Here is a 26,036-nt window from a genome sequence, read left to right on the forward strand (position 1 = left end):
TGGAGCGATTTCGCTCCAATGGAGCGAAATCGAACCGGGGCGCTGACGGGGCTTGAGTCATCGGGCCTGCCTGTGACGCTTGTTGGGCTTAACGGTGTGCCAGGAAGCTGCAGGCTTTTCGCCGTCCTTGCCGAGTGAATTCAGACCCTACGCATAGGCCGCGCCCGCCTCAGCGAGAGATGCCGTATTTCCTCAAGCGCTGGCCGATGGCCGTGTGGGACGTGTTCAGCCGCGCCGCCAGTTGCCGGGTGGACGGGTAGTGGGCGAAGAGCTGTTGCAAGAGGTTCTTTTCGAAACCCTGCACGGCTTCTTCCAGGCTGGAGACTGCCATGGGATCGGCTTTCTCGCTGACGAGGGCGGTGCCGGCCAGTTCCAGTCCGTCGCAGTCGATCAGCTCGCCTTCGCTGATGGCGGCGGCGCGGAAGATCACGTTCTGCAACTGGCGCACATTGCCTGACCAGGGATTGCCGAGCAGCAAGGCGAAGGTGGCCGGGGCCAGGCGGCAGGGCGCGCGCTGGATCTGCGCGCAGGCCTGGTGGAGGAAGTGCTCGGCGAGCAGGAGGATGTCCTGGCCGCGCTCGCGCAGGGGCGGCACGTCGAGGTTGAGGACGTTGAGGCGATAGAACAGGTCTTCGCGGAAACTGCCTTCGCTGACCATGCGTTCCAGCGGCCTGTGGGTGGCGCCGAGCACGCGGACATTCACCTGGACTTCGCGGTCGCCGCCGACCCGGCGGAAGCAGCCGTCGCTGAGGAAGCGCAGCAGCTTGGCCTGCAGGTAAGGGGACATCTCGCCCACCTCGTCGAGGAACACCGTGCCGCCGTCGGCCAGCTCCAGCAGGCCGGGCTTGCCGCCGCGCTGGGCACCGGTGAAGGCGCCCGCCGAGTAGCCGAAGAGTTCGCTCTCGGCCAGGCTCTCCGGCAGCGCCGCGCAGTTCAGCGCCAGGAAGGGCGCATCCCGACGATCACTGAGGGTGTGGCAGGCGCGAGCCACCAGTTCCTTGCCGGTGCCGGTTTCGCCACGGATCAGCAGGTGCGCGTCCAGCCGGGCGACCTTGCGCAGGCGTGCCTTGAGCTGCTTGATCGACGGCGACCGGCCGAGCAGGTCGTCGAGTCCGTCGCCGCCGTCATGGCGCAGGGAGGCGAGGCGTTCGCCAATGCGGCTGGGCGGGTAGAGGGTCAGCAGTCCACCCGCCAGTTCGCCTGGGCCGGCACTCACCGGCGTTGCGTCGAGCAACAGGGCCTGGCCCTTGAACGCCACTTCGCACATGGGGATGCGGAAGCCCCGCGCGATCAGTGTCTGGGCCAGGCCGGGGTCGTCGAACAGCCTCGACAGCGGTTCACCCGTGGGGTCACTGCCATGCAGGCTGATCAGCGCCGGATTGGCCAGCAAGGCGTGGCCGCTGTCATCCACCGCCAGCACCGGGTCGCTGACGGCGGCCAGCAGGGCATCGAGCTGAAGATGGCGGCGCTGGCCGGGCAGGATGTCGACCACCTTCACCGCCTGCACGCCACGCACGGCCAACAGGGCCTCGCGCAGTTCGTCGAGCACCTCGGCACCGAGGGTCGGGGCGTCGATGTAGACATTCGGTGGAACCATCTCCACGGCTTCGAGGTTGAGGTTGCGGCCACCCAGCAGGGCCAGGACCTCCTGGGTGATGCCGACGCGGTCGATGAAGGTGACATGGATGCGCATGGCTTCAGTCCTTGGCCGGGCCGCCCGAGCAGGCGGTGAGATCTTCGAGGAAGGCGCGGAGGATCGGCGGCGCCGCTCCCCGGCGAGTGATCACGTCGAACGGCGATTCGAGCTGGAGCCCGGCGAAGGGCAGGCAGCGCATCTCGCCGGTGCGTACCCACTGGTCGGCGACGTGCATCGGCAACAGGCCGAGGTAGGCGCCGGAAATGATCAGGATCGCCAGGGCCTCGATGTTGTCCACGGTGGCGGCCGCCTTGCTCACGCCGAGTGCGTCGAGGTCGTACTGCTGCATGTAGCCGCGCACCACGATGCGGCTGGCACCGATGGCCTCGCGCAGCGCTGGGCCGTCCAGGGTGCTGGCGAACAGCGGGTGGTGGCGTCCGCAGTAGAGGCCCAGCGCTTCCCGGTAGAGCGGCGAATAGTCGAGACCGGCGACCCGAGCGGGGAAGTGACCGATGGCCAGGTGCAGGCGGTTGTCGAGCACCCGTTCCTCCAGTTCGGCGGGCGTACCGACGTAGACGCTCAGGTGCACGTCGTGCCCGCGGGAGACGAAGCGCTGGGTGGCGCGGGGCAGGGGGGAATCGCGGTCGGTCAGCGTGCTGTCGATGATGCCGAGGTTGAGCTTGCCGCTGATGCTCTGCTTGAGCACGTCGGCATCCATGCAGAAGGCTTCCACCGCCGAGAGCAGGCGCTGGGTCGCCTCGTGGATGGCGACGCCCTGCTCGGTTAGCCGGAAGCCGCCACGGCCGCGCTGGCAGAGCTTGACCCCGAGGCGGGTCTCCAGGTGGCTCATCTGTTCGCTGATGGTGGATTGGCCTGCGTTGAGCGCGGCCTGGGCGGCGGAGAAACCGCCGCATTTGACGATGGTGGCGAAGACCCGGAGGAGCTTCAGGTCGACATCATGCAACTGGATCATGGCGCGGCTCCCTGTCGGGCGGATACTTCGATTTTAGCGATATGAGTATCTGATGTTTTGCATTTTTCCAAATTAAACCTGCGCCCATAGTGCCTGCAACGGCGACTACCAAGCCGGTTCGCCGACGACAGAAAACAAGAAACGGAGGCGCATGAACATGCCGAAGAACGCTTATGAAACCGGGCGCTTGAACCTGCCATTCGTAGGTCACTGCACCTTTGCCAAGGCGCCCGTCTGCACCGATTGGGAGGCCATCGACGCCGACGTGGCGATCCTCGGCGCGCCGAATGACATGGGTACCCAGTGGCGCTCCGGTGCGCGCTTCGGACCGCGCGGCATCCGCGAGGCATCCACGTTGTTCTCCTTCGGCCATTCCGGCGCCTACGACCACGAGGACGACGCCCTCTACCTGACCCAGGACCAGGTGCGCATGGTCGACGTGGGGGACGCCGACATCGTCCACACCGACATGGCCTCCAGCAACGACAACATCGAGTTCGCCGTGCGCAAGATCCTCGCTTGCGGCGCCATGCCGGTGGTGCTGGGCGGCGACCATTCGATCCACGCTCCGGTGATCAAGGCCTTCGAGGGCCACGCGCCGATCCACATCGTGCACTTCGACGCCCACCTGGACTTCGTCGACGAGCGCCACGGCGTGCGCTACGGCCACGGCAATCCGCTGCGCCGCGCATCCGAGCTGGACCATATTGTCGGTATGACCCAGATGGGCATCCGCAACGTGTCCTCCTCCAACCGCGACGACTACGACGCCGCGCGCGCCGCCGGCTCGCAGATCCTCTCGGTGCGCGACGTGCGCAGGCTGGGCACCGAGGCGGTCCTGGCGAGGATTCCGGAAGGCCTGGATTACTACATCACCATCGACATCGATGGCTTCGACCCGTCCATCGCCCCCGGCACCGGCACGCCGAGCCACGGCGGCTTCCTCTACTACGAAGTGCTGGAAATCATCCAGGCGCTGGCCCGCCGCAGCGGCGGCCGGGTAGTCGGCATGGACCTGGTGGAGGTGGCGCCCGCCTACGACCCCACCGGCATGACCTCGATCCTCGCCGCGCAACTGCTGATGAACAGCATCGGCTTCATCTTCCACGAGCGCGCGCGCAACCGCTGAGCGGCGGCCCACCCGTATTCGGCCAGGCCCGCGAGTGGCCCGGCCAAGAGGAGAAGACAGTGGATAACAAGGTAAAAGACTATCTGCAGACGTTCGGTGTATCCGAGGCGACCCAGCGCTTTCTCGGCAAGGCGCAGAAGCTGTTCATCGGCGGCGCCTGGCTGGATGCTGCCGACGGCGCCAGCGCCGAGGTGATCGAGCCTGCCAGCGAAGGCGTGCTGACTCGCATCCCCATGGGCACGGCACAGGACCTGGACCGCGCCGTGCAGGCCGCCCGTGCGCAGTTCGACGGCGGTCCCTGGCGCCAGCTCAAGCCGCTGGAGCGCGAGCGCCTGCTGCAGCGCCTGGCCGACCTGATCGAGGCCAATGCCGACGAGCTGGCGGAGATCGAGTCCATCGACATGGGCAAGTCCGTCGTCCAGGCGCGCGCCGTGGATATCCAGGGCACCATCGACACCTTCCGCTATTTCGCCGGCTGGGCCAGCAAGATCCACGGGCGCACCGTCGAGCCCTCGCTGCCCGGCAATTACCTGGCCTATACCCGCAAGGAGCCGGTGGGCGTGGTGGGGGTCATCGTGCCCTGGAACTTCCCCCTGCAGACCATGGCCTGGAAGCTCGGCGCCGCCCTGGCGGTGGGCTGCACAGTGGTGGTCAAGCCGGCCGAACTCACCTCCCTGTCGGCCTTGCGCTTCGCCGAACTGGTGCAGGAGGCGGGCATTCCCGACGGCGTGGTGAACATCGTCAGCGGACGCGGCAGCGTGGTCGGCACGGCCATGTCCGGTCATCCCGGCATCGACAAGCTGAGCTTCACCGGATCGACGCCGGTGGGCTGCTCGGTGGGCAAGGCAGCCATGGATCAGATGAAGCGTCTGACCCTGGAGTTGGGCGGCAAGTCGCCGGTGATCGTCTTCGCCGATGCCGATATCAAGGCGGCGGCCCAGGCGGTGGCCAATGGCGTGTTCTTCAACTCCGGGCAGGTGTGTGACGCCGGCACCCGCGCTTACATCCACCGCAGCGTCTATGCCGAGTTCCTGCGCGAGCTGGCAGCCTATACCGCGACCCTGAAGATCGCCCCCGGCCTGGACCCGGACTGTTTCATCAGCCCCATGGTGTCGCGCCAGCAACAGCAGCGTGTGCTGGAGTACATCGAGGCCGGCAAGGCGGAAGGCGCCGAGTTGTACTACGGCGGCGAGCCGGTCGAGGGGGCGGGCTTTTTCGTCCAGCCGACCATCTTCGCCAACTGCCGCAACGACATGCGCATCGTCCAGGAAGAAATCTTCGGCCCGGTGCTGGTGACCGCGCCTTTCGACGACGAGGACGAAGCCCTGGCCCTGGCCAACGACTCTGACTTCGGCCTGGCGGCCGCGCTGTATTCAAATGATCTGGGGCGCGTGCATGGCCTGATTCCGCGCCTGCGGGCCGGCACCGTCTACGTCAACGCCCACAGCACGCTCGATCCTTCCATGCCCTTCGGCGGCTACAAGCAGTCGGGCTACGGCAAGGACCTCGGGTCGGAGCAACTGGAGTTTCTGCTGGAAACCAAAGCCGTGTGGATCACACTGCCCTGAGGAACTGGGCGGGAAGGCGTCGTCGCCTGCGGGCGGCGGCGTCCATCAGTTGGATGCATCGAATTTCAAGAACAAGAACCCATTGAGGTGATGCCCAGATGAACAGCCAAGCCGAAATCGAGCGTGCGCAGGAGCTGGAAAGACGCATCCGCGTCTTCGAGGAACTGGAAAACAGCAAGCACTGGCCGGGGGCGCTGAACGCCGTCGACTACATCGCCATGACCCTGATGACGCTGGTGCTGGTCATCGGCTCCTACGTCTGGGGGTACTGAGCCATGGCCCCTCAAGAACGCGTCAATCACAGCCTGGAAGCCGAGCGGGGCGACACGCCGCTGCTGCCCAACGAACGCATGTGGGGCTTCTGGGAGTTCACCTACGCCAACTCGGCCCTGGCCATCGCCACCTGGGCTTTCCTCATCGGCGGCGCCACGGCCTTGTTCGTGGGCCCGATGCAGGGCATCGCCGCCATCGTCATCGGCAACATCCTCGGGGTGCTGCTGACCACCTTCGCCACCTGCATACCCTGCGGCAAGTACGGGACCGAGCAGTTCACCTTCCTGCGCAGCATGTTCGGCGGCAATGGCAGCCGGCTGGTGTACGTGCTGGCGGTGGTGTTCCTCACCATGGGCTGGCTGGCGGTGCTGGGGCTGATGTTCGGCCGCTCCATCGACGGTCTCACCAGCCTGGTTTCCGAGCACAAGACCGAGGCCAACGGCTGGCTGGTGCTCGGCTCGGGCTTCTTCGCCATCCTTCTGACCGGCTTCGTGGTCGCCAGGGGGCCCACCTCGATCAAGCTGTTCAACACCATCGTGGCGCCGGCCCTGGTGCTGATCATGGGGGTGATGTTCTACATGATCCTCAGCCAGCACACCTTCGCCGAGCTGATGGCCATGCCCGCGCTGGATGCGCCCTTCGATGATCCGCGGGTGAACTTCATGATCGCGGTGGAAGTGAACATGGCGGCGGGGTTCTCCTGGTGGCCCTACGTCGGCAACCTCGCACGCCTGTCGAAGAACCAGCGGACATCCTTCTGGCCCAACATCATCGGCATCTTCGGCGCCGCTTGCCTGGGCGAAGTGGTGGGGCTGCTGGCCGCCGCCGCGCTGGGCGACAGCGACCCGACCGTGTGGATGGCCCGCATCGGCGGCCTGGTCTTCGGCGTCAGCGCCCTGGGTTTCGTGGCCTTCGCCAACGTCACCAGCATGGTGAACATCCTCTACACCTCCATCGTTGGCCTGCGCCAGTTGGCGGGGCAGAAACTGCGGGCGATGAGGTGGGAGTGGCTGGTAGTGCTGTTCTGCGTGATTCCGGGCCTGATCGTGCTGCTCGCGCCGGGTATCTATGACGGATTCTTCATCTTCCTGGTGTGGACTTCGGCCCTGAACAGCGCCCTGGCGGGCATCGGCATCGCCGACTATTTCTTCCTCCGCCGGCAACGCCTGAACCTGCGCCACCTCTACGCCGACCAGGACCGCTCGCCGCTGCGCTTCTGGCACGGCTTCAACCCGGCGGCCATGGTGGCGCTGGCGGCGGGCTTCGCCATCTACGTGGTGGTGTTCAACCCGCAGACCCTGGCCAACACCACGCTCTTCACCTTCGCCACCGCGTCCCTGCCGTCCTGCCTGCTGGCCGGGGTGATCCACTACGTGCTGACCCGCGTGCTGGTCGCCCGCCTGGGCTGGGGCGGCTACCCAAAGGCGAACGAAAGCAAGACCGAGGTACTGGGCCTCGATGCAAAGGGCTACAGCAATGAATAAGCGATACGACTACATCATCATCGGCGCGGGCTCCGCCGGCTGCGTGCTCGCCAATCGCCTGACCGAGGATGCCGGCACCTCCGTGCTGGTGCTGGAATTCGGCGGCAGCGACCGCAGCGTGCTGATCCAGATGCCCAGCGCCTTTTCCATCCCGATGAACACGAAGAAGTACAACTGGCGCTACGAGACCACGGCCGAGCCGCACCTCGACGGCCGCCGCCTGCACTGCCCGCGCGGCAAGGTGCTGGGCGGCTCGTCGTCGATCAACGGCCTGGTCTACATCCGGGGTCATGCCTACGACTTCGACGAATGGGAATCCCTGGGCGCGAAGAACTGGGGCTATCGCCACTGCCTGCCGTATTTCAAGCGTGCCGAGACCTACAAGTTCGGCGGCGACGACTACCGTGGCGGCGCCGGCCCCCTGGCCACCAACAACGGCAACAACATGCAGAACCCGCTGTACGGCGCCTGGGTGGAGGCCGGCGCCCAGGCCGGCTACATCAAGACCGACGACTGCAACGGCTACATGCAGGAAGGCTTCGGCGCCATGCACATGACGGTGAAGGACGGCGTGCGCTGGTCCACCGCCAACGCCTACCTGCGCCCAGCCATGGAACGGCCCAACCTGACGGTGGTCACCCATGCCATGACCCGGCGCATTCTCCTCGACGGCAAGCGCGCCGTGGGCGTGGAGTACGACCAGGGCGGGAAGACCCATACCGTGCACTGCAACCGCGAGGTGCTGGTGTCCTCCGGCCCGATCGGCTCGCCGCACCTGCTGCAGCGTTCCGGTATCGGCCCGGCGGAGGTCCTGAAGAAAGCCGGCATCGAGGTCCGCCACGACCTGCCTGGCGTGGGCGAGAGCCTGCAGGACCACTCGGAAATCTACATCCAGTACGAATGCAAGGAGCCCATCACCCTCAACGGCAAGATGGGCCTGCTGGGCAAGGCGCTGATCGGCCTGCGCTGGCTGCTGTTCAAGGACGGCCTGGGCGCCAGCAACCACTTCGAGGCGGGTGGCTTCATCCGTTCCGAGCAGGGCTTGAGGTGGCCGGACATCCAGTTCCACTTCCTGCCGGCGGCGATGCGCTACGACGGCGACAAGCCGTTCAAGGGCCATGGCTTCATGGTCCTCACCGGCCCCAACAAGCCGAAGAGCAGGGGCCATGTCCGGGCGCTGTCGGCGGACCCCTACGAGCATCCGGAAATCCGCTTCAACTACCTGGAGAGCGAGGAGGACCGCGAGGGCTTTCGTCGCTGCGTGCGCTTGACCCGCGAGATCATCGGCCAGCCGGCCATGGATCGGTACCGAGGCGCGGAGCTGGCACCGGGGCCGCACGTACAGAGCGATGAGGAAATCGACGCCTTCGTGCGTGCCAACATGGAAAGCACCATGCACCCATGCGGTTCCTGCCGCATGGGCGAGGACGATCTGGCGGTGGTGGACTCCGAGCTGCGGGTGCGGGGCATCCAGGGGCTGCGGGTGATCGATTCGTCGGTCTTCCCCACCGAGCCCAACGGCAACCTCAACGCGCCGACCATCATGCTCGCCGAGCGTGCCTCGGACCTGGTTCGCGGTCGCCGGTCGCTGGCGCCGGAGGACTTGCCGGTAGGCCTGGCCGCCAACTGGGAAACCGCCCAGCGCAGCAGCGCCCCCATGCGTCAGGTCGGCGCCTGAAACCCGCCGGGGGAGGGGCCGTAGTGGCCGCTCCCCCCGGTGTGGCAACGACCGTTCGGCGCTGGTCATCAAACTGTCACGGTTCTGTGGCAGCGCGAACGCAAGGAATTCATCAGAATCGCGTTCAACTGGGGTTTTGCGTTCTGGATTTCCAACATGCGTGTGCTGATCCTGCTCGCCGCGCTCATTTGCGGCTTGCCTTCCTTTACGTTCGCCAACGTCCGCTGCGATGTGACCGTGCCGACCGAGACCGTCGACCTGGGCGACGTGCGCCTGGCCTACCAGAGCGTGGGGCATGAGCGGGACCCGGCGCTGCTGCTGATCATGGGGCTGGGCGGGCAACTGATCCATTGGCCGGACGAAGTGGTGGAGCGGCTCTGCCGCAGCGGATTTCGGGTGATCCGCTTCGATAACCGCGACGTGGGCCTGTCCGCCTGGACCGGCGTTGCGCCCTCGGCCAACCTGCCGTACGAGGTGCTGCGCTACCGCCTCGGACTGCCGGTGACGGCGCCCTATGGCCTGCGCGACATGGCCGTCGATTCGCTGCACCTGCTGGATGCCCTCGGTATCCGGCAGGCTCATGTGCTGGGCGCGAGCATGGGGGGGATGATCGCCCAGCACCTGGCCGACCTGGCGCCGCAGCGGGTGCTCAGCCTGACCCTGGTGATGACCAGTTCCGGTGCCCAGGGTCTGCCGGCACCCAGCCCGGCCCTGCTGGAGCTGCTGGCCCGGCGCGAGGCGCCGAGCCGCGAGGTGGCTGTCGAGCATCAGGCGGACCTGCTGGCCGCGCTGGGCAGCCCCGAGGTCAGCGACGATCGCGCGCAACTGCTGGAACAGGCCGCCCGGGCCTATGACCGATCCTTCAACCCCGAAGGGGTGCAGCGGCAGATCCTGGCGATTCTCGCCGAACCCAGCCGCGTCGATATGCTCAACCGCCTGAAGGTGCCGACCCTGGTGGTGCACGGCACGGCCGATCCGCTGCTGCCGGTGATGCACGGCGTGCACGTGGCGGCGCATATCCGGGGCGCGGAGTTGAAGCTGATCCCCGGCCTGGCCCACCGCTTCCAGGAAGCGTTCAAGGAGCCCCTGTTGTCGGCGGTGCTGCCGCACCTGTTGGCCCATCGTGCAGAGGGGCATGTGGCGCAGCTGTGATCAAGCCGTTGTGGCCGGATGTCTTCGATTGTGGGGGCGAATTCATTCGCGAATGAATTCGCCCCCACAGGTTGTTCCCCGATATCTCCTTACGCCGCATCCGCCCGTGGTCGGCGCGGATGCTCGTGCTTCAGGTAGTGGGCCAGGCGTGCCTGCTGGCTGGCGCTCATGAACAGGCCGAGCTTGGTGCGGCGCCAGAGGATGTCTTCGGCGCTGACGGCCCATTCCTCCTGGCAGAGGTAGTCCACCTCCCGCGTGTAGAGGCCGGCGCCCAGGTGTTCGCCGAGGTCGGCCAGCTCGCGCACACCCCGCAGCAGATGCCAACAGCGGTTGCCGTAGAGGTTGGCCCAGCGCCGGGCGATCGAGGTGGGCAGCCAGCCGAAGTGGGCGCAGAGGGCTTCCACCAGGGCACTGCGGCTTTCCATCTGTTCGCCGCCGGGTAACGGCGCCGTGGCGGTCCATGGGCCCCTGGCATCGGGAAACCAGGGCGCCAGTTGCTCCAGGGCGGCTTCGGCGAGTTTGCGGTAGGTGGTCAGCTTGCCGCCGAATACCGAGAGCAGCGGCGCATCGCCGGGGTGGGCGGAGAGTGCCAGGGTGTAGTCGCGGGTCACCGCCGAAGGGTCGTCCGACTCGTCGTCGCACAACGGGCGGACACCGGCGTAGCTGTGGAGGACGTCCTCTTCGCGCAGTTGGCGCTTGAAGTGGCGGTTGACCACGTCCAGCAGGTAGCGGGTTTCTTCGGGCGTGATCGCCACATCCGCCGGGTCGCCGTGGTATTCGCGGTCGGTGGTGCCGATCAGGCTGAAGCGTTCCAGGTAGGGGATGGCGAAGACGATGCGGCGGTCTTCGTTCTGCAGGATGTAGGCCTGCTCGCCGTCGTGCAGGCGCGGCACGATGATGTGGCTGCCCTGGATCAGGCGGATGCCGTGGGGCGCCTGCTGCTTGAGGTCCTGCTCGATGAAGCGGGCCACCCAGGGGCCGGCAGCATTGACCAGGGCGCGGGCGCGGATCGACAGCAGGCTGCCGTCGGCGCGTTCCAGATGGATATGCCAGAGGCCCTTGCTGCGCCGGGCGCTGACGCAGCGCGTGCGGGTGTGGATATGGGCGCCGCGTTCGCGGGCGGCCATGGCGTTGAGCACCACCAGGCGCGCGTCGTCCACCCAGCAATCGGAATATTCGAAGCCCTGGCTGATCTCCGCTTGCAGCGGGCTGCCAGCACCGAAACGCAGGCCGCGGGAGGCGGGCAGGCGCTTGCGCTTGCCGAGGTGGTCGTAGAGGAACAGGCCGGCGCGAATCATCCAGGCCGGACGCAGGTGCGGCCGGTGCGGCAGGATGAAGCGCATGGGCTTGACGATGTGCGGGGCCTTGGCGAGGAGCACTTCGCGCTCGGCCAGGGCTTCGCGCACCAGGCGGAATTCGTGATGTTCCAGATAGCGCAGGCCGCCGTGGATCAGCTTGCTGCTGGCCGAAGAGGTGTGTCGGGCAAGGTCGTCCTTCTCGCAGAGAAACACCGACAGGCCCCGGCCGGCCGCATCCGCGGCGATGCCGACGCCATTGATGCCGCCGCCGACGATGGCGAGGTCATAGACTTCGGCAATGGGGGGGTGGTTGTGGTTCATGGGCAGGCACCAAGGTCGAAATCGAACTTTCAATGTTCACTTTCGAAAATAGCCTAGTCGAGCAGGCGCGGAATGAACAGCCCGATGCGCGCTTTCGCGCTGGGCGGTCACGGAAAATTCATGTGGGGAGGGCGGTCAGACCCGCTCGAGGTGTACCTTGTGCTCGGCCAGCAGGCGGGTCAGGGCGGGGGACGGTTGGTGGTCGGTGAACAGGCGGTCGACCAGGGCGATGGAGCCCAGGCGTACCACGGCATTACGCCCGAACTTGCTGGAATCGGCGGCGAGGAACACCTGCCGGGCGTTGTCGATGATGGCCTGGGAAACGCGCACTTCCTGGTAGTCGAAGTCCAGCAGGCTGCCGTCTTCGTCGATGCCGCTGATGCCCACCAGGGCGTAGTCGACCTTGAACTGCTGGATGAAATCCACCGCCGCCTGGCCGACGATGCCACCGTCGCTGCGCACTGTGCCGCCGGCCACCAGCACCTCGAAGTCGGGTTTATCGGCCAACTGCGCGGCCACGTGCAGGTTGTTGGTGATCACCTTCAGGCCCTTGTGGCCCATGAGTTCGCGGGCGATGGCCTCGGTGGTGGTGCCGATGTTGATGAACAGCGAGGCGTGGTCGGGAATGTACTCGGCCACCGCCTCGGCGATGCGTTGCTTCTCGTCGCGGTTCTGCCCGGCGCGCATGGCGTAGGCGGTGTTCTGGGTGCTCGAGGCTTCGCTGGCGGCACCGCCATGGGTGCGTCGCAGCAGGCCGTGCTCGGCGAGCTGGTTGATGTCGCGGCGGATCGTCTGCGGGGTGACGGCGAAAGCCTGGGCCAGCTCGTCGATGCTGACGTAGCCACGCTCACGGGTGAGGTCGAGGATGTCTTGTTGCCGTGGGCCCAGGTTCATGCTGGCTCCTTGATTTGCGCGGCATTATAGCGGTGTGCTGCCGAATCACGGCTTTTCCGTTAAGGTACGCCGAATCTGTCGCAGGATTTTCACAATCGAACATGACTCCCGCCATCGATCTGCTGAAGAAAGCCAAGGCTGAGCACAAGGTGCTCAGTTACGCCCATGACCCCAAGGCGCCGTCCTATGGCCTGGAAGCCGCCGAGAAGCTCAACCTGGACCCGGCACGGGTGTTCAAGACCCTGCTGGCCGTCACCGAGAAGGGTGAGCTGCTGGTGGCCGTGGTGCCGGTGGCGGGCAGCCTGGACCTGAAAGCCCTGGCGCAGGCGGCGGGGGTGAAGAAAACCGAGATGGCCGACCCCGGTCAGGCCCAGCGCAGCACCGGCTACCTGGTGGGGGGCATCAGCCCGCTGGGGCAGAAGAAGCGCCTGCGCACCTTCATCGACAGCACGGCGCGCCACTTCGACAGCATCCATGTCAGCGCCGGACGGCGTGGACTGGAGGTGGAGCTGGCCGCCGATACCCTGGCCACCCACACCCAGGGCCAGTTCGCCGATATCGGCCGCCCCTGATTCCCATAACAACAAGGAAGCATCGCCATGGCCCAGTACCTGCTCGCCATCGACCAGGGCACCACCAGCAGCCGCGCCATTGTGTTCAGTGCCCAGGGCCTGCCGGTGGCGCGCGCCCAGCAGGAGTTCAAGCAGTACTTTCCGAAGGATGGCTGGGTGGAGCACGACGGCGAGGAGATCTGGCTGACCACCCTCAAGGTCTGCCGCGAGGCGATCGAGCAGAGCGGTCTCAACCCCGCCGAGATCGCCGCCATCGGCATCACCAACCAGCGCGAAACCACCCTGGTCTGGGATGCGGCCACCGGCACCCCGATCCACCCGGCCATCGTCTGGCAGGACCGGCGCACCGCCGACTATTGCACCGAGCTGAAATCGGCCGGCCACGAGTCCGACGTGGCCAATCGTACCGGTCTGCTGATCGACCCGTATTTCTCCGCCACCAAGCTGCGCTGGATACTGGAAAACGTGCCCGGGGCCCGGGCGCGTGCGGAGCGGGGAGAGCTGCGCTTCGGCACCGTCGACTGCTTCCTGCTCTGGCGCCTGACCGGCGGCAAGGTGCACCGCACCGATGCCACCAATGCCTCGCGTACCCTGCTGTTCAATATCCACAGCCAGCAATGGGACGCCGAGTTGCTGCGCTTGTTCGACATCCCCGCCAGCCTGCTGCCGGAAGTGCTCGACTGCGCCGCCGAGTTCGGTGCGACCGACGCTGCGCTGCTCGGCGCCAGCATTCCGGTGCTGGGCATGGCCGGCGACCAGCAGGCGGCGCTGGTCGGCCAGGCCTGCTTCCAGCCGGGCATGGTGAAAAGCACCTATGGCACCGGCTGCTTCATGATCCAGAACACCGGCGAGCGACCGGTGACCTCGCGCAATCGCCTGCTCACCACCGTCGGCTATCGGCTGAACGGTAAGGTGAGCTATGCGGTGGAGGGCAGCATCTTCGTCGCCGGAGCCGCCGTGCAGTGGCTGCGCGATGGCATCAAGCTGATCAGCCATGCGCGCGACACCGAGGCACTGGCGGAACAGACCGGTGACGCCTGCGGGGTCTACCTGGTGCCGGCCTTCACCGGACTCGGCGCGCCCTATTGGGACCCGCGCGCCCGTGGCGCGATCTTCGGACTGACCCGCGACACCGGGATCAAGGAAATCGTCACCGCCGGCCTGCAATCGGTCTGCTACCAGACCCGTGACCTGCTGGAGGCCATGGCCCAGGACGGCGCCGCCGCGCCGAGCGCCCTGCGGGTGGATGGCGGCATGGTGGAGAACAACTGGGTGATGCAGTTCCTTTCCGACATCCTCGGGGTGCCGGTGGAACGCCCGGAAGTGACCGAGACCACCGCGCTGGGTGTGGCCTACCTCGCAGGCCTGCAGGCGGGTCTGTATCGCGATCTGGACGAAGTGGCCAGTCACTGGCATCGTCAGCAGCGGTTTGCCCCACGCATGGCCGATGACCACCGTAACAAGCTCTACGATGGATGGCTGGATGCGGTGCAGCGAGTTCGCAGCGGCACCTGACCAGGTCCCGGGCGCCCCCATGCGCCCCATTGCGGAAGCGTTACGGCCTGACTCCGCTAGACTGAGCTGACTTCCCTCTGATCAAGGCTGGCCGCGTCATCCGTGTGGGGTGTCGGCGGCCGGTGTGCCGCTTCTGCTTGCCCCATCTCAAGGAGCTTCTCATGCAGCTGGATTTCCACCAGGTCGATGCCTTCACCCAGCGCCCCTTCGGCGGCAATCCGGCGGTGGTCTACCGCCTCGATGCCTGGCTCGACGACCAGCTCATGCAACGCATCGCCGCCGAACACAACCTGTCGGAAACCGCATTTCTGGTGAAGGAAGGCCATGCCTGGCATATCCGCTGGTTCACCCCCAGGGCCGAGGTGCCGCTCTGTGGCCACGCCACCCTGGCCAGTGCCCATGTACTGTTCGAGCTTTATCAGGAGCCGGGCGATCGCCTGGCGTTCACCAGCAAGTCCGGTGAGCTGCGGGTGAGCCGGGAGGAAGAGGGGCGCCTGGCCTTGGACTTCCCGGCGCAGGTGCCGCATGAGGTGGGCGTGAGCCTGGAGCTGGAGCACGCTTTGGGAGTCGCCCCGGTGGATGCGCTGGGGGCCAACTTCCTGCTGGTGGTGTTGGAGTCTGAGCAGGCGGTGCGTGATTGCGCGCCGGATTTCAGGGCCCTGGCCCGGCTGCCCTGGACCGGGGTGATCGTCACCGCGGCGGGGTTGAAGTATGACTTCGTTTCGCGCTTTTTCGCGCCCTCGATCGGCCTCGACGAAGACCCGGTGACCGGGGCCGCCCACTGCGCCCTGATTCCCTACTGGGCGAATCGCCTCGGCAAGCGTGTGCTGCGTGCCGAACAATGTTCGGCCCGTGGCGGCGAACTCTGGTGCCGCCTGGATGGCGAGCGGGTGAGCATTGCCGGGCACTCGGTGCTGGTGGCCAGCGGCCGGTTGTGGGTCTAGGGGATGAACAGGACGATCCTGATTCACGAGGACTGAAAAAAGGAAGGGGCCGCATCTGTGCGGCCCCTTGTCGTTTCAGAGTGCGCCACTGATGCGGCGCACGCCGGATTCCTGGGGTGTGAAATGGGCGGCGACGCTGCCCTGGGCGGGGAACACCACCAGATGGTCGGCAGCGATGCGGATGCCGACATCCTCTCCGGGCTGGTGGTCGGCGTGGCTGGGGAAAATGGACTCCAGCTGGCTGCCGGTGGGGAGCAGCAGGCGATAGAGGGTCGCGGCGCCGAGGAAGGTCTTGCCGATCACCCGCGCGCGCAGGTCGCTGTCCGGTGCGTGGACGATGTCGTCCGGGCGCAGCAGCACATCCACCGCCGCCCCCTGGGGCCAGGTGTAGGCGCGGTTGCCCCGGATGGTACCCAGCTCGGTGTTCACCGCGTCGGCGGATACCAGTTGGCCGCGGATGAAATAGCCCTGGCCGACGAAGCTGGCGACGAAGGGGGTCAGGGGCTCGTGGTAGAGGTTATACGGCGTATCCCACTGTTCCAGCAGGCCGTTCCTGAACACGCCGATGTGATCGCTGACGGCGAAGGCCTCTTCCTGATCATGGGTGACCAGGATGGCGCTGGTGCCGCGCGCCTTGAGGATCTCGCGGACCTCCTGGCTGAGGCGGCGACGCAGTTCGCCATCGAGGTTGGAGAAGGGCTCGTCGAGCAGCAGCAGGCTGGGCTCCGGCGCCAGGGCGCGGGCCAGGGAAACCCGTTGCTGCTGGCCGCCCGACAGCTCATGGGGGTAGCGCCTGGCCAGGTGGCCCAGTTTCACCAGTTCCAGCAGTTCGTCGACCTTGCGCGCGCTGTCGGCCTCCTTGCGGATGCCGAAGGCGACGTTGTCGGCCACGGTCAGGTGGGGAAACAGGGCGTAGTCCTGGAACACCATGCCGATGCGTCGCTTCTCCGGCGCCAGGGTGAAGCCGGCGCGGGAGATGACCTCGCCGGCCAGCTCGATTTCGCCTTCCAGCACCGGCTCGAAGCCGGCGATGGCGCGCAGTGTGGTGGTCTTGCCGCAGCCCGAGGGGCCCAGCAGGCAGCCGATGTCACCGGCGTTGAGATGGAGATTCAGGCCCCGCACAACCTGCTGGTCGTGATAACCGCAGCTGAGGTTGCGCAGGCTGAGGAGCATTTCGTGAGTCATGCGTGATGGGCGTGTTCGACCAGCAATTCAAGCAGGGCCTTCTGGGCGTGAAGACGGTTTTCCGCCTGGTCCCAAGCCACCGAACGCGGGTCGTCGAGCAGGTCGACGCTGATTTCCTCGCCTCGGTGGGCCGGCAGGCAGTGCATGAATATCACGTCCTCCGCCGCCAGGTCGAGGAGCGCCTTGTTCACCTGGTAGGGGGCGAACAGCGCCAGGCGCTTGGCCGTTTCTTCCTCCTGGCCCATGGAGGTCCAGACGTCCGTGCTGACCAGGTGAGCGCCGGCCACGGCTTCGCGCGGGTCCCGCGTGATCCGGACGCGGTCACCCGCCTGGGCGAGGAACGCGGCGTTGGGCTCGTAGCCTTCGGGGCAGGCGACGCGCAGTTGGAAGTCGAACTGGATGGCCGCTTCTATGTAGGTGTTGCACATGTTGTTGCCGTCGCCGATCCAGGCCACGGTCTTGCCCTGGATGCTGCCGCGATGCTCGAGGAAGGTCTGCATGTCGGCCAGCAGTTGGCAGGGGTGCAGGTCATCGGAGAGGCCGTTGATCACCGGTACCCGCGAGTGGGCGGCGAATTCGGTGAGCGTGCTGTGGGCGAAGGTGCGGATCATCACCGCGTCGAGCATGCGCGACATGACGATGGCGCAGTCGCTGATCGGCTCGCCGCGACCCAACTGGGTATCGCGCGGCGACAGGAAGATGGCCTGGCCGCCGAGTTGGATCATGCCGGCCTCGAAGGACAGGCGGGTACGGGTGGACGCCTTTTCGAAGATCATGCCCAGCACGCGGCTTTTCAGGGGCTCGTAACGCACGCCTCGGTTGCGCAGATCCTTCAGCTCGGTGCCTCGGCGGATCAGGCTGTTCAGCTCCTGGGGAGTACAGTCCATCAGGGAGAGAAAATGCCTAGCGCTCATGGTTACTACCTTTCTTTCTTGTCACTGGCCGCGAGTCCTGGCCGGGTGTTGCGGGAACAAAGCAGGCGGGACGGCGGATGAGGCCGCACGAAGCGACGATTTAGGGGGAAGGCGCGATCTTATAAGGAAATGTCGCGGTTTTCCAATATGTGCCGGAAGCCGTGCCGTTCATGGCGATGCGCCCGCGAGGGGATTCGCTCCGGGGGGCTGGGTGCGCCGAGGGTCGGGGCCGCTCTGGCCTGGCGCTCCGGGCAAGGACGAAGTTGTACAACGGCATTGGCACGTCTGGCAATCAGCGGAATGCCAGATTGTTTCAGCCTACCGGCTTGTCTAAGGTGAGCCCAGGTTGAAAAGCGTGAGGAGCGAAAGGGATGGTAGGAACCGGTCCGGATCCCGACCAGGGTAATCCGGGAACGCGGCGTTCCCTCTGGCTGGCTTACGCCCTGCTGGTGGCGGCGGGGCTGGGCGCCATTCTGGTCAGCCTGCTGCAGGTGCTCGACTCCAAGCAGCTCTACCTGCGCGAAGCGGACAAGGCCAATGCCAACCTGGCCTACTCCATTGCCCAGCACGCCCAGGAATCGCTCAAGGAGGCCGACATCATCCTCGCGGGCATGGTGAAGCTGCTGGAGCGCGGGGAGAACAGCCCGGCGGTGATCAACGAACTGCTGATGACCTACAAGCAGCGCACCTCGCAATTGGCCGGCGTGTTCGTGTTCGACGCCCATGGACGCTGGCTCCACACCACCACTCCGCCACCGACGCCCGATGCCAGCAATTCGGACCGGGCCTACTTCCAGCATCATCTCCATTCGATGAGTCGCGATACCCAGGTGAGCAATCCGGTACTCAGTCGTTTTTCCGGCGAATGGGTGCTGCCGGTGTCGCGTCGCTTCAACGACGAGCACGGCCGGTTTGCCGGGGTAGTGGTGGCGGGCATCCGCATCGATCACTTCCGTGCGTTCTACAAACTCTTCGACATAGGCCGGCAGGGCACCATCCTGATCGCCATGAACAACGGCACGGTCATCTACCGGCGCGCCAATACGCCTGGCTCCACCGGGGTGAACATGTCCGGCGGGCATCTGTTCCAGTCCGACCTCAAGCGCTCGCCCGTGGGCGTGGGCGCGAGTATCTCGCTGTTCGATGGCGTGGACCGGGTCTATGCCTATCGGGCGCTGGATCATTTCCCTTTGGTGGTGGTGGTCTCGATGTCCCGCGACGAGGTGCTCGCCGAGTGGGGAGGCAAGGCGGCGATGGTAGGCAGCCTGGTGGCCTTGCTGGTGCTGGCGTTGATCCTGGTCGGCAGCAGCCTGGTGACGCGTCTGCGCAAGCGCATGGACGCGGCCCAGACCATCGCGCGGGAAAACCGCGAGCTGTTCCACCTGGCCAATCGCGACAGCCTCACGGGCATCTCCAACCGGCGACAGTTCGACCAGGCGCTGCAGATGGAGTTTCACCGTGCCGCCACCGTCGGTACGCCGCTGGCGCTGGTGATGATCGATGTCGATTTCTTCAAGGCCTACAACGATCGCTACGGCCATCAGGCAGGGGATGTCTGCCTGAAGGCGGTCAGCGATGTGCTGCGTCGCTTCAAGGTGCGGGCCGGGGACACCGTGGCGCGCTACGGCGGGGAGGAGTTCGCCGTGCTGCTGCCGCATACCGACCTGGCGGGTGCCCGGCTGGTGGCGGAACGGATTCGCCAGGCGGTCTACGAGCAGGGACTGGTCCATACCGACAGCCCCGCCGGCGTGGTGACCGTGAGCATCGGTGTGCACAGCCTGGTGCCCATTGAGGCCGACGGTCCACAGCAACTGCTGGAAATGGCCGATGGAGCGCTCTACCGGGCCAAGAACGCCGGGCGCAACAGGGTCTGCCTGGCCGACCCGGCCCCTTGAGGTCCAGCTGGAGAGGCTGGCGAGCCCGGTTGCGGACCGATCAGGAAATTTCCCATGGGCTTTTCGGACTTCATGGCCTGATGTGCCGCAGTCTCCATTGCTAGGGTGGCGCGTCCCAGAATCGCCTGCGATTCAGGGACCGGTGTCCGCGTAAGGAAAATCTGCGGAACCGATCAGAGACCTATATTTCCATGGAGAAATCGATGAAGAAGTTCCTCGTCCCCGCTGCGCTGACTGCAGCCCTCGCCGTTCTTTCCGGTTGCAGCAGCTACAACGTCAGCCAGCCGGCCACGCCGCTCAACGGGAGCGTGAAGACCGGTCTGAAGGCAGACGTTGCCGTGGGTGAGCAGATCAGCGGACAGTCCGAAGTGAATATCCTGTTCAGCGTCCTGCGTTTCGGTGGCGACTCCCAGTTCGCCGATGGCGTGACCTATGGCGGCGACTCCAGCGGCGTCCTGCCCTTCGGTCCCGATCCGATTTCCGCCGTGAAAGCCGCCGCGGCTTACAAGGCCGTGAAGGCCTCGGGCGCCGATCTGATCGTCGCCCCGCGCTATGAGCTGACCGTCCAGGACTATTTCGTCTTCAAGAAGGTCATTGCCAAGGTGACCGGCAACAAGGGCACCATCAAGTCCATCCATTAACGCCTGAGGTGGATCGGCAGGCCTGATGCCTGCCGATTCATGGCGCTGACCCTGCTGGCCGAGCGGTGAATCTGGCTCCATAGTCTTGCTTTCGCGACCCGACCGATCGTCTCGGACAAGAATAGAGGCCAGGCCATGACCAAGACCCTCCATCACCGTGCGTGCCATCTCTGCGAAGCCATCTGTGGCCTGACCATCGAAACCGAGGACCAGGATGATGGCGGTCGCCGTATCCTCTCGATCAAGGGCGATGCCCAGGACAGCTTCAGTCGCGGCCATATCTGCCCCAAGGCCGTGGCCCTGCAGGATATCCAGAATGACCCCGATCGCATCCGCCAGCCGATGCGCCGCGCCGGCAGCGAATGGTTGCCGATCGGATGGGACGAGGCCTTCGCCCTGGTTGCCGAGCGCCTGGCGGATATCCAGGCCCGACACGGCAACAATGCAGTGGCGGTGTACCAGGGCAATCCCAGCGTGCACAACTACGGGTTGATGACCCACAGCAACTACTTCCTCGGTCTGCTCAAGACCCGCGGGCGCTTCTCCGCCACTTCGGTGGACCAGTTGCCTCACCACCTGATCAGTCAGCAACTGTATGGCCATGGCTTGCTGATTCCGATTCCCGACATCGACCACACCCGCTTCATGCTGATCCTCGGCGGAAATCCGCTGGCTTCCAACGGCAGCATCATGACCGTGCCGGACGTGGAGAAGCGCCTGAAGGCGCTGCAGGCGCGGGGCGGCAAGCTGGTGGTGGTGGACCCGCGGCGCAGCGAAACCGCCGCCATGGCCGATCAGCATCTGTTCGTGCGGCCGGGACAGGACGCGGCGCTGCTGTTCGGCCTGCTCAACACGCTGTTCGAGGAAGGCCTGGGACGCGCCACGCACCTGCAAGTGGACGGCTTGCAGCAGGTGCGGGAGGCCATTGCCCATTTCACCCCTGAAGCCATGAGCCTGCGTTGCGGTATCCCGGCGGAGCAGATCCGCCGGTTGGCGCGGGAGTTCGCCGCCGCCGACAGCGCGGTGTGCTACGGCCGCATGGGCGTTTCCACTCAGGCCTTCGGCAGCCTCTGCCAGTGGTTGATCCAGTTGATCAACCTGGTCACCGGCAACCTCGACCGGGTGGGGGGCGCGATTTGCACCGAGCCCGCCGTCGACCTGGTGGCGGCCACCTCCGGCGGGCATTTCAATCGCTGGCAGAGCCGCGTATCCGGGTTGCCCGAGTACGGTGGCGAGCTGCCGGTGGCGGCTCTGGCCGAAGAAATGCTGACTCCAGGCGAAGGGCAGGTGAGGGCGCTGGTGACCGTTGCCGGCAACCCCGTGCTGTCCACGCCCAACGGGCGGCAGCTGGAGCAGGCGCTGGATGGCTTGGAGTTCATGCTCAGCGTCGATCTCTATATCAACGAGACTACCCGCTACGCGGATTTGATCCTGCCACCCACCGCGCCCCTGGAGCATGAGCATTACGACACCACCTTCAACCTCTTCGCGGTGCGCAACGTCACCCGTTTCAACGACGCGGTGCTGGCGAGGCCAGCAGGTGCGCTGCATGACTGGGAAATCTTCGTCGGCCTGGCCAAGGCCTTCGCCGCGCGGACCGGTGGCGAACTCAAACCTACCCTGGCGCCGGAGCAGATGATCGACATGGGGCTGCGCGCCGGTCCCTACGGCGACCGCTCCGAGCACAAGCTTTCCGTGGCTCGTCTGCGCGATTATCCCCATGGGCTCGACCTGGGGGCGCTCAAGCCTAACCTTGCCAAGCGGATCAGAACGGCCAGCGGCAAGATCGAGGCTGCGCCGGCGATTCTGCTCGCCGACCTCGAACGCTTCGCCGCGCAGCCGGTGCCGCGCGAGGGCGAGTTGGTGCTGATCGGGCGGCGCCATGTGCGCAGCAACAACTCCTGGATGCACAACTATCACCGTCTGGTGAAAGGCAAGCCGCGCCACCAGTTGCTGATGCACCCGCGTGACCTGGAGGTCCGTGGCCTGGTGGATGGTCAGCGGGTGAAGGTGCGTTCGCGCGTGGGCGTGATCGAAGTGGAAGTGGGCGCCAGCGAAGAGATGATGCCCGGCGTGGTCAGCCTGCCCCACGGCTGGGGTCATGCGCGTCCCGGCGTGCGCATGGGCATTGCCAGCGAGCAGCCGGGCGCCAGCGCCAACGACCTGACCGACGAGCGTCAGCTGGACATGGTGTCCGGCAATGCGGCACTCAATGGCGTTCCCGTGGAAGTGGTGGCCGCCTGAAGGCAAGGGAAGCCCGAGCGCACTGCTCGGCTTTCCGTTACAATGCCGCCATCCTGCCGACTCGCCAGTCGGAAAGTTCAGCCGAGGTGCCCAATGGATATCATCGAAACCATCAAAGAGCAGATCGCCAACAACACTGTCCTGCTGTACATGAAAGGCTCGCCGAATGCTCCGCAGTGCGGCTTCTCGGCGCGTGCCGCGCAAGTCCTGATGGCTTGCGGCGAGAAATTCGCCTACGTCGACATCCTGCAGAACCCGGAAATCCGCGCCAACCTGCCAAAGTACGCCAACTGGCCGACCTTCCCGCAACTGTGGGTGGGCGGTGAGCTGGTCGGCGGCAGCGATATCATGACCGAGATGTTCGAGAAAGGTGAGCTGCAGACTCTGGTCAAGGATGCCGTGAGCAAGGCCAGCGCCTGATCACTCCTTGAATTGAAAAGAGCCCCGCCAAGTGCGGGGCTTTTTTATGGTTCATCGCGCTTTCCCGGGGAAGGCGGCCTTGATTTTCAGGAAGAAGTAGTGGGAGTCCCGGAAGCCGTAGGCCATCCGTTTGATCACCTTGATGCGGTTGTTCACGCCTTCCAGGACGCTGGTGTGCAGGGGGAAGCGGGCGCTGGCGAGGATGCCCCGGGCGTATTTGCGCAGATTCCGGGCAAAGCGTTGGAGCGGCTCCAGACCGCTGTCCCGAGCATGCCGTAGCCAACTTCGCCAGCGCCGCCAGCCCTCTCGCACAGTGGGGGCGTACCAGACTTCCTTCAGGGCATCCTTGAGCACGTAGACCGTGGCCAGCGGCTGGTTGGCGTCGAGTAGCTCCTGCAACTGCACGGCTTGCCCGTCCTTCAGACTCTCGCGGTTGCGCAGCAACAGCCAGCGGCTCTGCTTGACCACCTTGCGCGCCGGTTTGTCCTGGCGCAGCAGGTTGGCCTGGTCGACCCGGATGCGGTCGATCACCTCGCGGCCGTAGCGCGCCACCACATGGAAGAGGTCGTACACCACTTCGGCCTGCGGGCAATGCCGCTGCACCTCCAGGTCGAACGCGGTGTTCATGTCCATCGCCACCGCCTCGATCTGTTGGCAGCGCTCGCCGAGCAGCTCGAAGAACGGACGAATCGCCTCACGGCTGTTGCCATGCCCCACCCACAGCACCCGTGTCCGCTCGGCATCCATGATCACCGTGGCGTAGCGATGGCCCTTGTGCAGGGCGAACTCGTCCATCACCAACCGGCGCACCTCGCCCGGATCGAACGCGCCGACGGCGGCTTCCAGGCGACGTTTATCGAGCTGCTTGAGCGTGTGCCAGTGCAAGCCGGTGAGGCGGCTGACGTGGCTGATCGGCAGCAGTTGCAGCAAAGCCTCGAGCCAGGCCTGCAAGCGCCGCGTCAGGCGTGACGCCGGCTCCAGCCAGGCGATCCGCTCGGTCACCCGCCCACAGCGCAGGCAGTCAACGCGGCGCACCGGCACCTGGAGCAGAACGCGCTGGTCGAGCAAGTCGCGATCGCGTACCCGACGCAGTCGGCACTCATGGATCAGCGGACAAGCTTGGCCGCAGCGCCCACATTCGGGGATGGCGTCGGCTCGAGGCTTGAGTTCGATCAGCAGGGTGTTGTCGGCAGAGGGGCGACAGGCGACGACTTCGTAGCCTGGCCAGAACTGGGCAAGATCAATAGGATGCACGGCGGCAGCAGGGAGTGGGGGTTGGTTCGTTTGGCGACTGCCAATTTACCCACTTCCCTGACTGTCAACGCGCTCTTCCCCCAGACTCCGCGAAGAACCTTTTTTATTGCCGGAAGTTCTTGGCGTTATTCGGAATTACGGTTGTCAGTTGAAATCGGTCCTGCTTGCGGAAATTCTGATTTATTTGGGCCTCAAATGAAAAAGCCCCGCATCGGCGGGGCTTATTGCCGTGCGCTGGATTATTCGTCCATCTGCGACTGCAGGTAGTTTTCCAGACCGACTTTCTCGATCAGGCCCAGCTGGGTTTCCAGCCAGTCGATATGCTCTTCCTCGGACTCGAGGATTTCTTCCAGCAGCTCGCGGCTGCCGTAGTCACCGACGCTCTCGCAGTAGGCAATGGCGGTCTTCAGGTCCGGCACGGCCTGCTGCTCCAGCTTCAGGTCGCTGGCGAGCATTTCCTTGGTGTTCTCGCCGATCATCAGCTTGCCAAGGTCTTGCAGGTTGGGGAGGCCTTCGAGGAAGAGGATGCGCTTGATCAGCTTGTCCGCATGCTTCATCTCGTCGATGGACTCGTGGTACTCGTGATCGCCCAGCTTCTTCAGGCCCCAGTCTTCATACATGCGGGCGTGCAGGAAGTACTGGTTGATCGCAACAAGCTCGTTACCGAGGATCTTGTTGAGATGCTGTATGACTTTCTTGTCGCCTTTCATTTGGAATCCTGCCGTGTGAAGAATGGATGATTAACGAATTCTGATCTCCGGAACTATCCGTGTCAAATATAAGTCCTTGAATTGCAAATGAATTTGAATATTAATAAGAATGTTTAACTTCTACATTTGAAGTCTAAACGTCTGAAATATAGGCACAAAAAAACCGGACGCTGAGGTCCGGTTTTTTGTTTTCCGCCGAGCGGTCAGGCGACAGCAAATGACGCCGGGTAGGCGAGGGCGCTCTGGCTGCTCTGTACCTCCGCCAGGGTGTCCTTGACGACCTGTTTGGCGAGGCACGCGCACTTGCCGCACTGGGTACCCACTTCGAGGGCGTTACGCACTTCGCGATAGCTGCAGCAGCCTTCGTAGATGGCTTCGCGAATTTGACCGTCAGTGACACCTAGACAGAGACAGACGTACATGGCGACTCGAGACTCAGGGTGTGGTTGGATGTGAGGGATACTAATAGTAATGAGAATGATTGTCAAAGTTGTGCTTGAAAGCGGCGGAGTAGACGGGTTCGACGGCTGATCGGCGTCAGTCCGAGGGCCTTGGCCAGGGAGTCGAAAGCACCAGGCGGGGCGTGTATGATTGCCCGTCCTTTTGGAAACGGGTGTCACGGCGCCGCCATATAGGTCGGCCAGGCTGTGCCCCACCCCACCGATTACTCATGACAACTAGGAGACATGGAATGAGCGTACTCGTAGGCAAGCAGGCTCCGGATTTCACCGTCGCCGCCGTTCTGGGCAATGGCGAGATCGTCGACAGCTTCACCCTGTCCGAAGCCATCAAGGGCAAATACGGCCTGGTGTTCTTCTACCCGCTGGACTTCACCTTCGTCTGCCCGTCCGAGCTGATCGCCCTGGACCACCGCATTCCCGAGTTCCAGGCTCGCGGCGTGGAAGTGATCGGCGTGTCGATCGACTCCCACTTCACCCACAACGCCTGGCGTAACACCCCGGTGGACAAGGGCGGTATCGGCCCGGTCAAGTACACCCTGGCTGCCGACATGAAGCACGAAATCGCCAAGGCTTACGACGTCGAGTCCGAAGGCGGCGTGGCCTACCGTGGTGCTTTCCTGATCGACAAGAATGGCGTTGTGCGTTCCCAGATCGTCAACGACCTGCCGCTGGGCCGTAACATGGATGAGCTGCTGCGTCTGGTCGACGCCCTGCAGTTCACCGAAGAGCACGGCGAAGTCTGCCCGGCCAACTGGAAGAAGGGCGACAAGGGCATGACCGCTTCTCCGGAAGGCGTTGCCCAGTACCTGGCCGAGAATGCCAACAGCCTGTAATACGCTGCGGCGCGATTCTCAAGCCAAAGAAGAAGCCCGGCA

At 65.2% G+C, this 26,036-nt stretch carries 23 protein-coding genes; 14 read left to right on the forward strand and 9 right to left on the reverse strand.

Features of this window, described 5'->3' with window-relative positions:
• Positions 1–169: 169 nt before the first annotated feature.
• Positions 170–1,693, reverse strand: coding sequence for a sigma-54-dependent transcriptional regulator (locus tag PJW05_RS07705; protein WP_271411127.1), 1,524 nt, complete (start codon positions 1,691–1,693; stop codon positions 170–172).
• A gap of 4 nt (positions 1,694–1,697) precedes the next feature.
• On the reverse strand, positions 1,698–2,609 hold the full coding sequence (locus tag PJW05_RS07710; RefSeq protein ID WP_271411128.1) for a LysR family transcriptional regulator: 912 nt from the start codon (positions 2,607–2,609) through the stop codon (positions 1,698–1,700).
• 157 nt (positions 2,610–2,766) lie between these two features.
• On the opposite strand from PJW05_RS07710, the gene speB reads away from it, so the two are divergent.
• The 6 genes from speB (at position 2,767) to PJW05_RS07740 (ending at position 9,893) form a co-directional block, all read left to right on the forward strand.
• Positions 2,767–3,738 (forward strand): agmatinase, encoded by a 972-nt coding sequence (gene speB, locus PJW05_RS07715; protein ID WP_271411129.1) that lies wholly within the window; start codon positions 2,767–2,769, stop codon positions 3,736–3,738.
• A gap of 59 nt (positions 3,739–3,797) precedes the next feature.
• The gene (locus PJW05_RS07720) at positions 3,798–5,306 is read left to right on the forward strand and encodes an aldehyde dehydrogenase family protein (RefSeq protein WP_271411130.1); all 1,509 of its coding nucleotides are present in this window, start codon (positions 3,798–3,800) and stop codon (positions 5,304–5,306) included.
• Between the two features lie 98 nt (positions 5,307–5,404).
• A complete protein-coding gene (locus tag PJW05_RS07725; protein WP_271411131.1) occupies positions 5,405–5,578 on the forward strand; it encodes a hypothetical protein in 174 nt (57 codons plus the stop codon).
• A 3-nt stretch (positions 5,579–5,581) separates the two neighbouring features.
• Entirely contained in the window at positions 5,582–7,063 is a 1,482-nt protein-coding gene (locus PJW05_RS07730; protein WP_271411132.1) for a purine-cytosine permease family protein, read from the forward strand.
• Positions 7,056–8,741 carry a choline dehydrogenase gene (betA, locus tag PJW05_RS07735; protein ID WP_271411133.1) on the forward strand — a complete coding sequence of 562 codons (1,686 nt, stop codon included), beginning with the start codon at positions 7,056–7,058 and terminating at the stop codon, positions 8,739–8,741. Before PJW05_RS07730 ends, betA begins: the two co-directional genes overlap by 8 nt.
• A gap of 156 nt (positions 8,742–8,897) precedes the next feature.
• Positions 8,898–9,893 carry an alpha/beta fold hydrolase gene (locus PJW05_RS07740; protein ID WP_271411134.1) on the forward strand — a complete coding sequence of 332 codons (996 nt, stop codon included), beginning with the start codon at positions 8,898–8,900 and terminating at the stop codon, positions 9,891–9,893.
• 89 nt (positions 9,894–9,982) lie between these two features.
• Here PJW05_RS07740 and glpD read toward each other — a convergent pair whose 3' ends face one another.
• Both glpD and PJW05_RS07750 read right to left on the reverse strand, forming a co-directional pair.
• On the reverse strand, positions 9,983–11,512 hold the full coding sequence (gene glpD / locus PJW05_RS07745; protein WP_271411135.1) for a glycerol-3-phosphate dehydrogenase: 1,530 nt from the start codon (positions 11,510–11,512) through the stop codon (positions 9,983–9,985).
• Between the two features lie 135 nt (positions 11,513–11,647).
• Positions 11,648–12,406, reverse strand: a complete 759-nt coding sequence (locus PJW05_RS07750; RefSeq protein ID WP_271411136.1) for a DeoR/GlpR family DNA-binding transcription regulator — start codon at positions 12,404–12,406, stop codon at positions 11,648–11,650.
• Positions 12,407–12,507: 101 nt separating this feature from the next.
• Between PJW05_RS07750 and ybaK the strand changes: the two genes are divergently transcribed.
• The 3 genes from ybaK to PJW05_RS07765 all read left to right on the forward strand — a co-directional run bounded on the left by ybaK (position 12,508) and on the right by PJW05_RS07765 (position 15,437).
• On the forward strand, positions 12,508–12,978 hold the full coding sequence (gene ybaK / locus PJW05_RS07755) for a Cys-tRNA(Pro) deacylase (protein WP_271411137.1): 471 nt from the start codon (positions 12,508–12,510) through the stop codon (positions 12,976–12,978).
• A 27-nt stretch (positions 12,979–13,005) separates the two neighbouring features.
• On the forward strand, positions 13,006–14,493 hold the full coding sequence (gene glpK, locus PJW05_RS07760) for a glycerol kinase GlpK (protein ID WP_271411138.1): 1,488 nt from the start codon (positions 13,006–13,008) through the stop codon (positions 14,491–14,493).
• A gap of 161 nt (positions 14,494–14,654) precedes the next feature.
• Positions 14,655–15,437, forward strand: a complete 783-nt coding sequence (locus PJW05_RS07765; protein ID WP_271411139.1) for a PhzF family phenazine biosynthesis protein — start codon at positions 14,655–14,657, stop codon at positions 15,435–15,437.
• 75 nt (positions 15,438–15,512) lie between these two features.
• Here the strand turns inward: PJW05_RS07765 and PJW05_RS07770 are convergent, their stop codons facing one another.
• On the reverse strand, positions 15,513–16,622 hold the full coding sequence (locus tag PJW05_RS07770) for an ABC transporter ATP-binding protein (protein ID WP_271411140.1): 1,110 nt from the start codon (positions 16,620–16,622) through the stop codon (positions 15,513–15,515).
• A complete protein-coding gene (gene argF, locus PJW05_RS07775; RefSeq protein WP_271411141.1) occupies positions 16,619–17,536 on the reverse strand; it encodes an ornithine carbamoyltransferase in 918 nt (305 codons plus the stop codon). Before argF ends, PJW05_RS07770 begins: the two co-directional genes overlap by 4 nt.
• Before the next feature lie 371 nt (positions 17,537–17,907).
• On the opposite strand from argF, the gene PJW05_RS07780 reads away from it, so the two are divergent.
• From PJW05_RS07780 to grxD, 4 genes are all read left to right on the forward strand, one after another.
• Positions 17,908–19,431, forward strand: coding sequence for a sensor domain-containing diguanylate cyclase (locus tag PJW05_RS07780; protein ID WP_271411142.1), 1,524 nt, complete (start codon positions 17,908–17,910; stop codon positions 19,429–19,431).
• A 203-nt stretch (positions 19,432–19,634) separates the two neighbouring features.
• A complete protein-coding gene (locus PJW05_RS07785; RefSeq protein WP_271411143.1) occupies positions 19,635–20,072 on the forward strand; it encodes a hypothetical protein in 438 nt (145 codons plus the stop codon).
• Between the two features lie 135 nt (positions 20,073–20,207).
• The gene (locus PJW05_RS07790) at positions 20,208–22,316 is read left to right on the forward strand and encodes a molybdopterin oxidoreductase family protein (protein WP_271411144.1); all 2,109 of its coding nucleotides are present in this window, start codon (positions 20,208–20,210) and stop codon (positions 22,314–22,316) included.
• 93 nt (positions 22,317–22,409) lie between these two features.
• Positions 22,410–22,736, forward strand: coding sequence for a Grx4 family monothiol glutaredoxin (gene grxD, locus PJW05_RS07795; RefSeq protein WP_044870651.1), 327 nt, complete (start codon positions 22,410–22,412; stop codon positions 22,734–22,736).
• 51 nt (positions 22,737–22,787) lie between these two features.
• On the opposite strand, the gene PJW05_RS07800 is transcribed toward grxD, so the two are convergent.
• From PJW05_RS07800 to PJW05_RS07810, 3 genes are all read right to left on the reverse strand, one after another.
• Complete coding sequence (locus PJW05_RS07800) at positions 22,788–23,990, reverse strand: ISL3 family transposase (RefSeq protein ID WP_271407857.1); 1,203 nt, start codon at positions 23,988–23,990, stop codon at positions 22,788–22,790.
• A gap of 239 nt (positions 23,991–24,229) precedes the next feature.
• Positions 24,230–24,700 (reverse strand): bacterioferritin, encoded by a 471-nt coding sequence (bfr, locus tag PJW05_RS07805; protein WP_271411145.1) that lies wholly within the window; start codon positions 24,698–24,700, stop codon positions 24,230–24,232.
• Between the two features lie 203 nt (positions 24,701–24,903).
• Complete coding sequence (locus tag PJW05_RS07810; RefSeq protein WP_271411146.1) at positions 24,904–25,122, reverse strand: bacterioferritin-associated ferredoxin; 219 nt, start codon at positions 25,120–25,122, stop codon at positions 24,904–24,906.
• Positions 25,123–25,391: 269 nt separating this feature from the next.
• On the opposite strand from PJW05_RS07810, the gene PJW05_RS07815 reads away from it, so the two are divergent.
• The gene (locus PJW05_RS07815; RefSeq protein WP_271411147.1) at positions 25,392–25,994 is read left to right on the forward strand and encodes a peroxiredoxin; all 603 of its coding nucleotides are present in this window, start codon (positions 25,392–25,394) and stop codon (positions 25,992–25,994) included.
• Positions 25,995–26,036: the final 42 nt, after the last annotated feature.

Origin of the sequence: Pseudomonas sp. Q1-7 (assembly GCF_028010285.1) — a bacterium.
Taxonomy (GTDB): Bacteria; Pseudomonadota; Gammaproteobacteria; order Pseudomonadales; family Pseudomonadaceae; genus Metapseudomonas.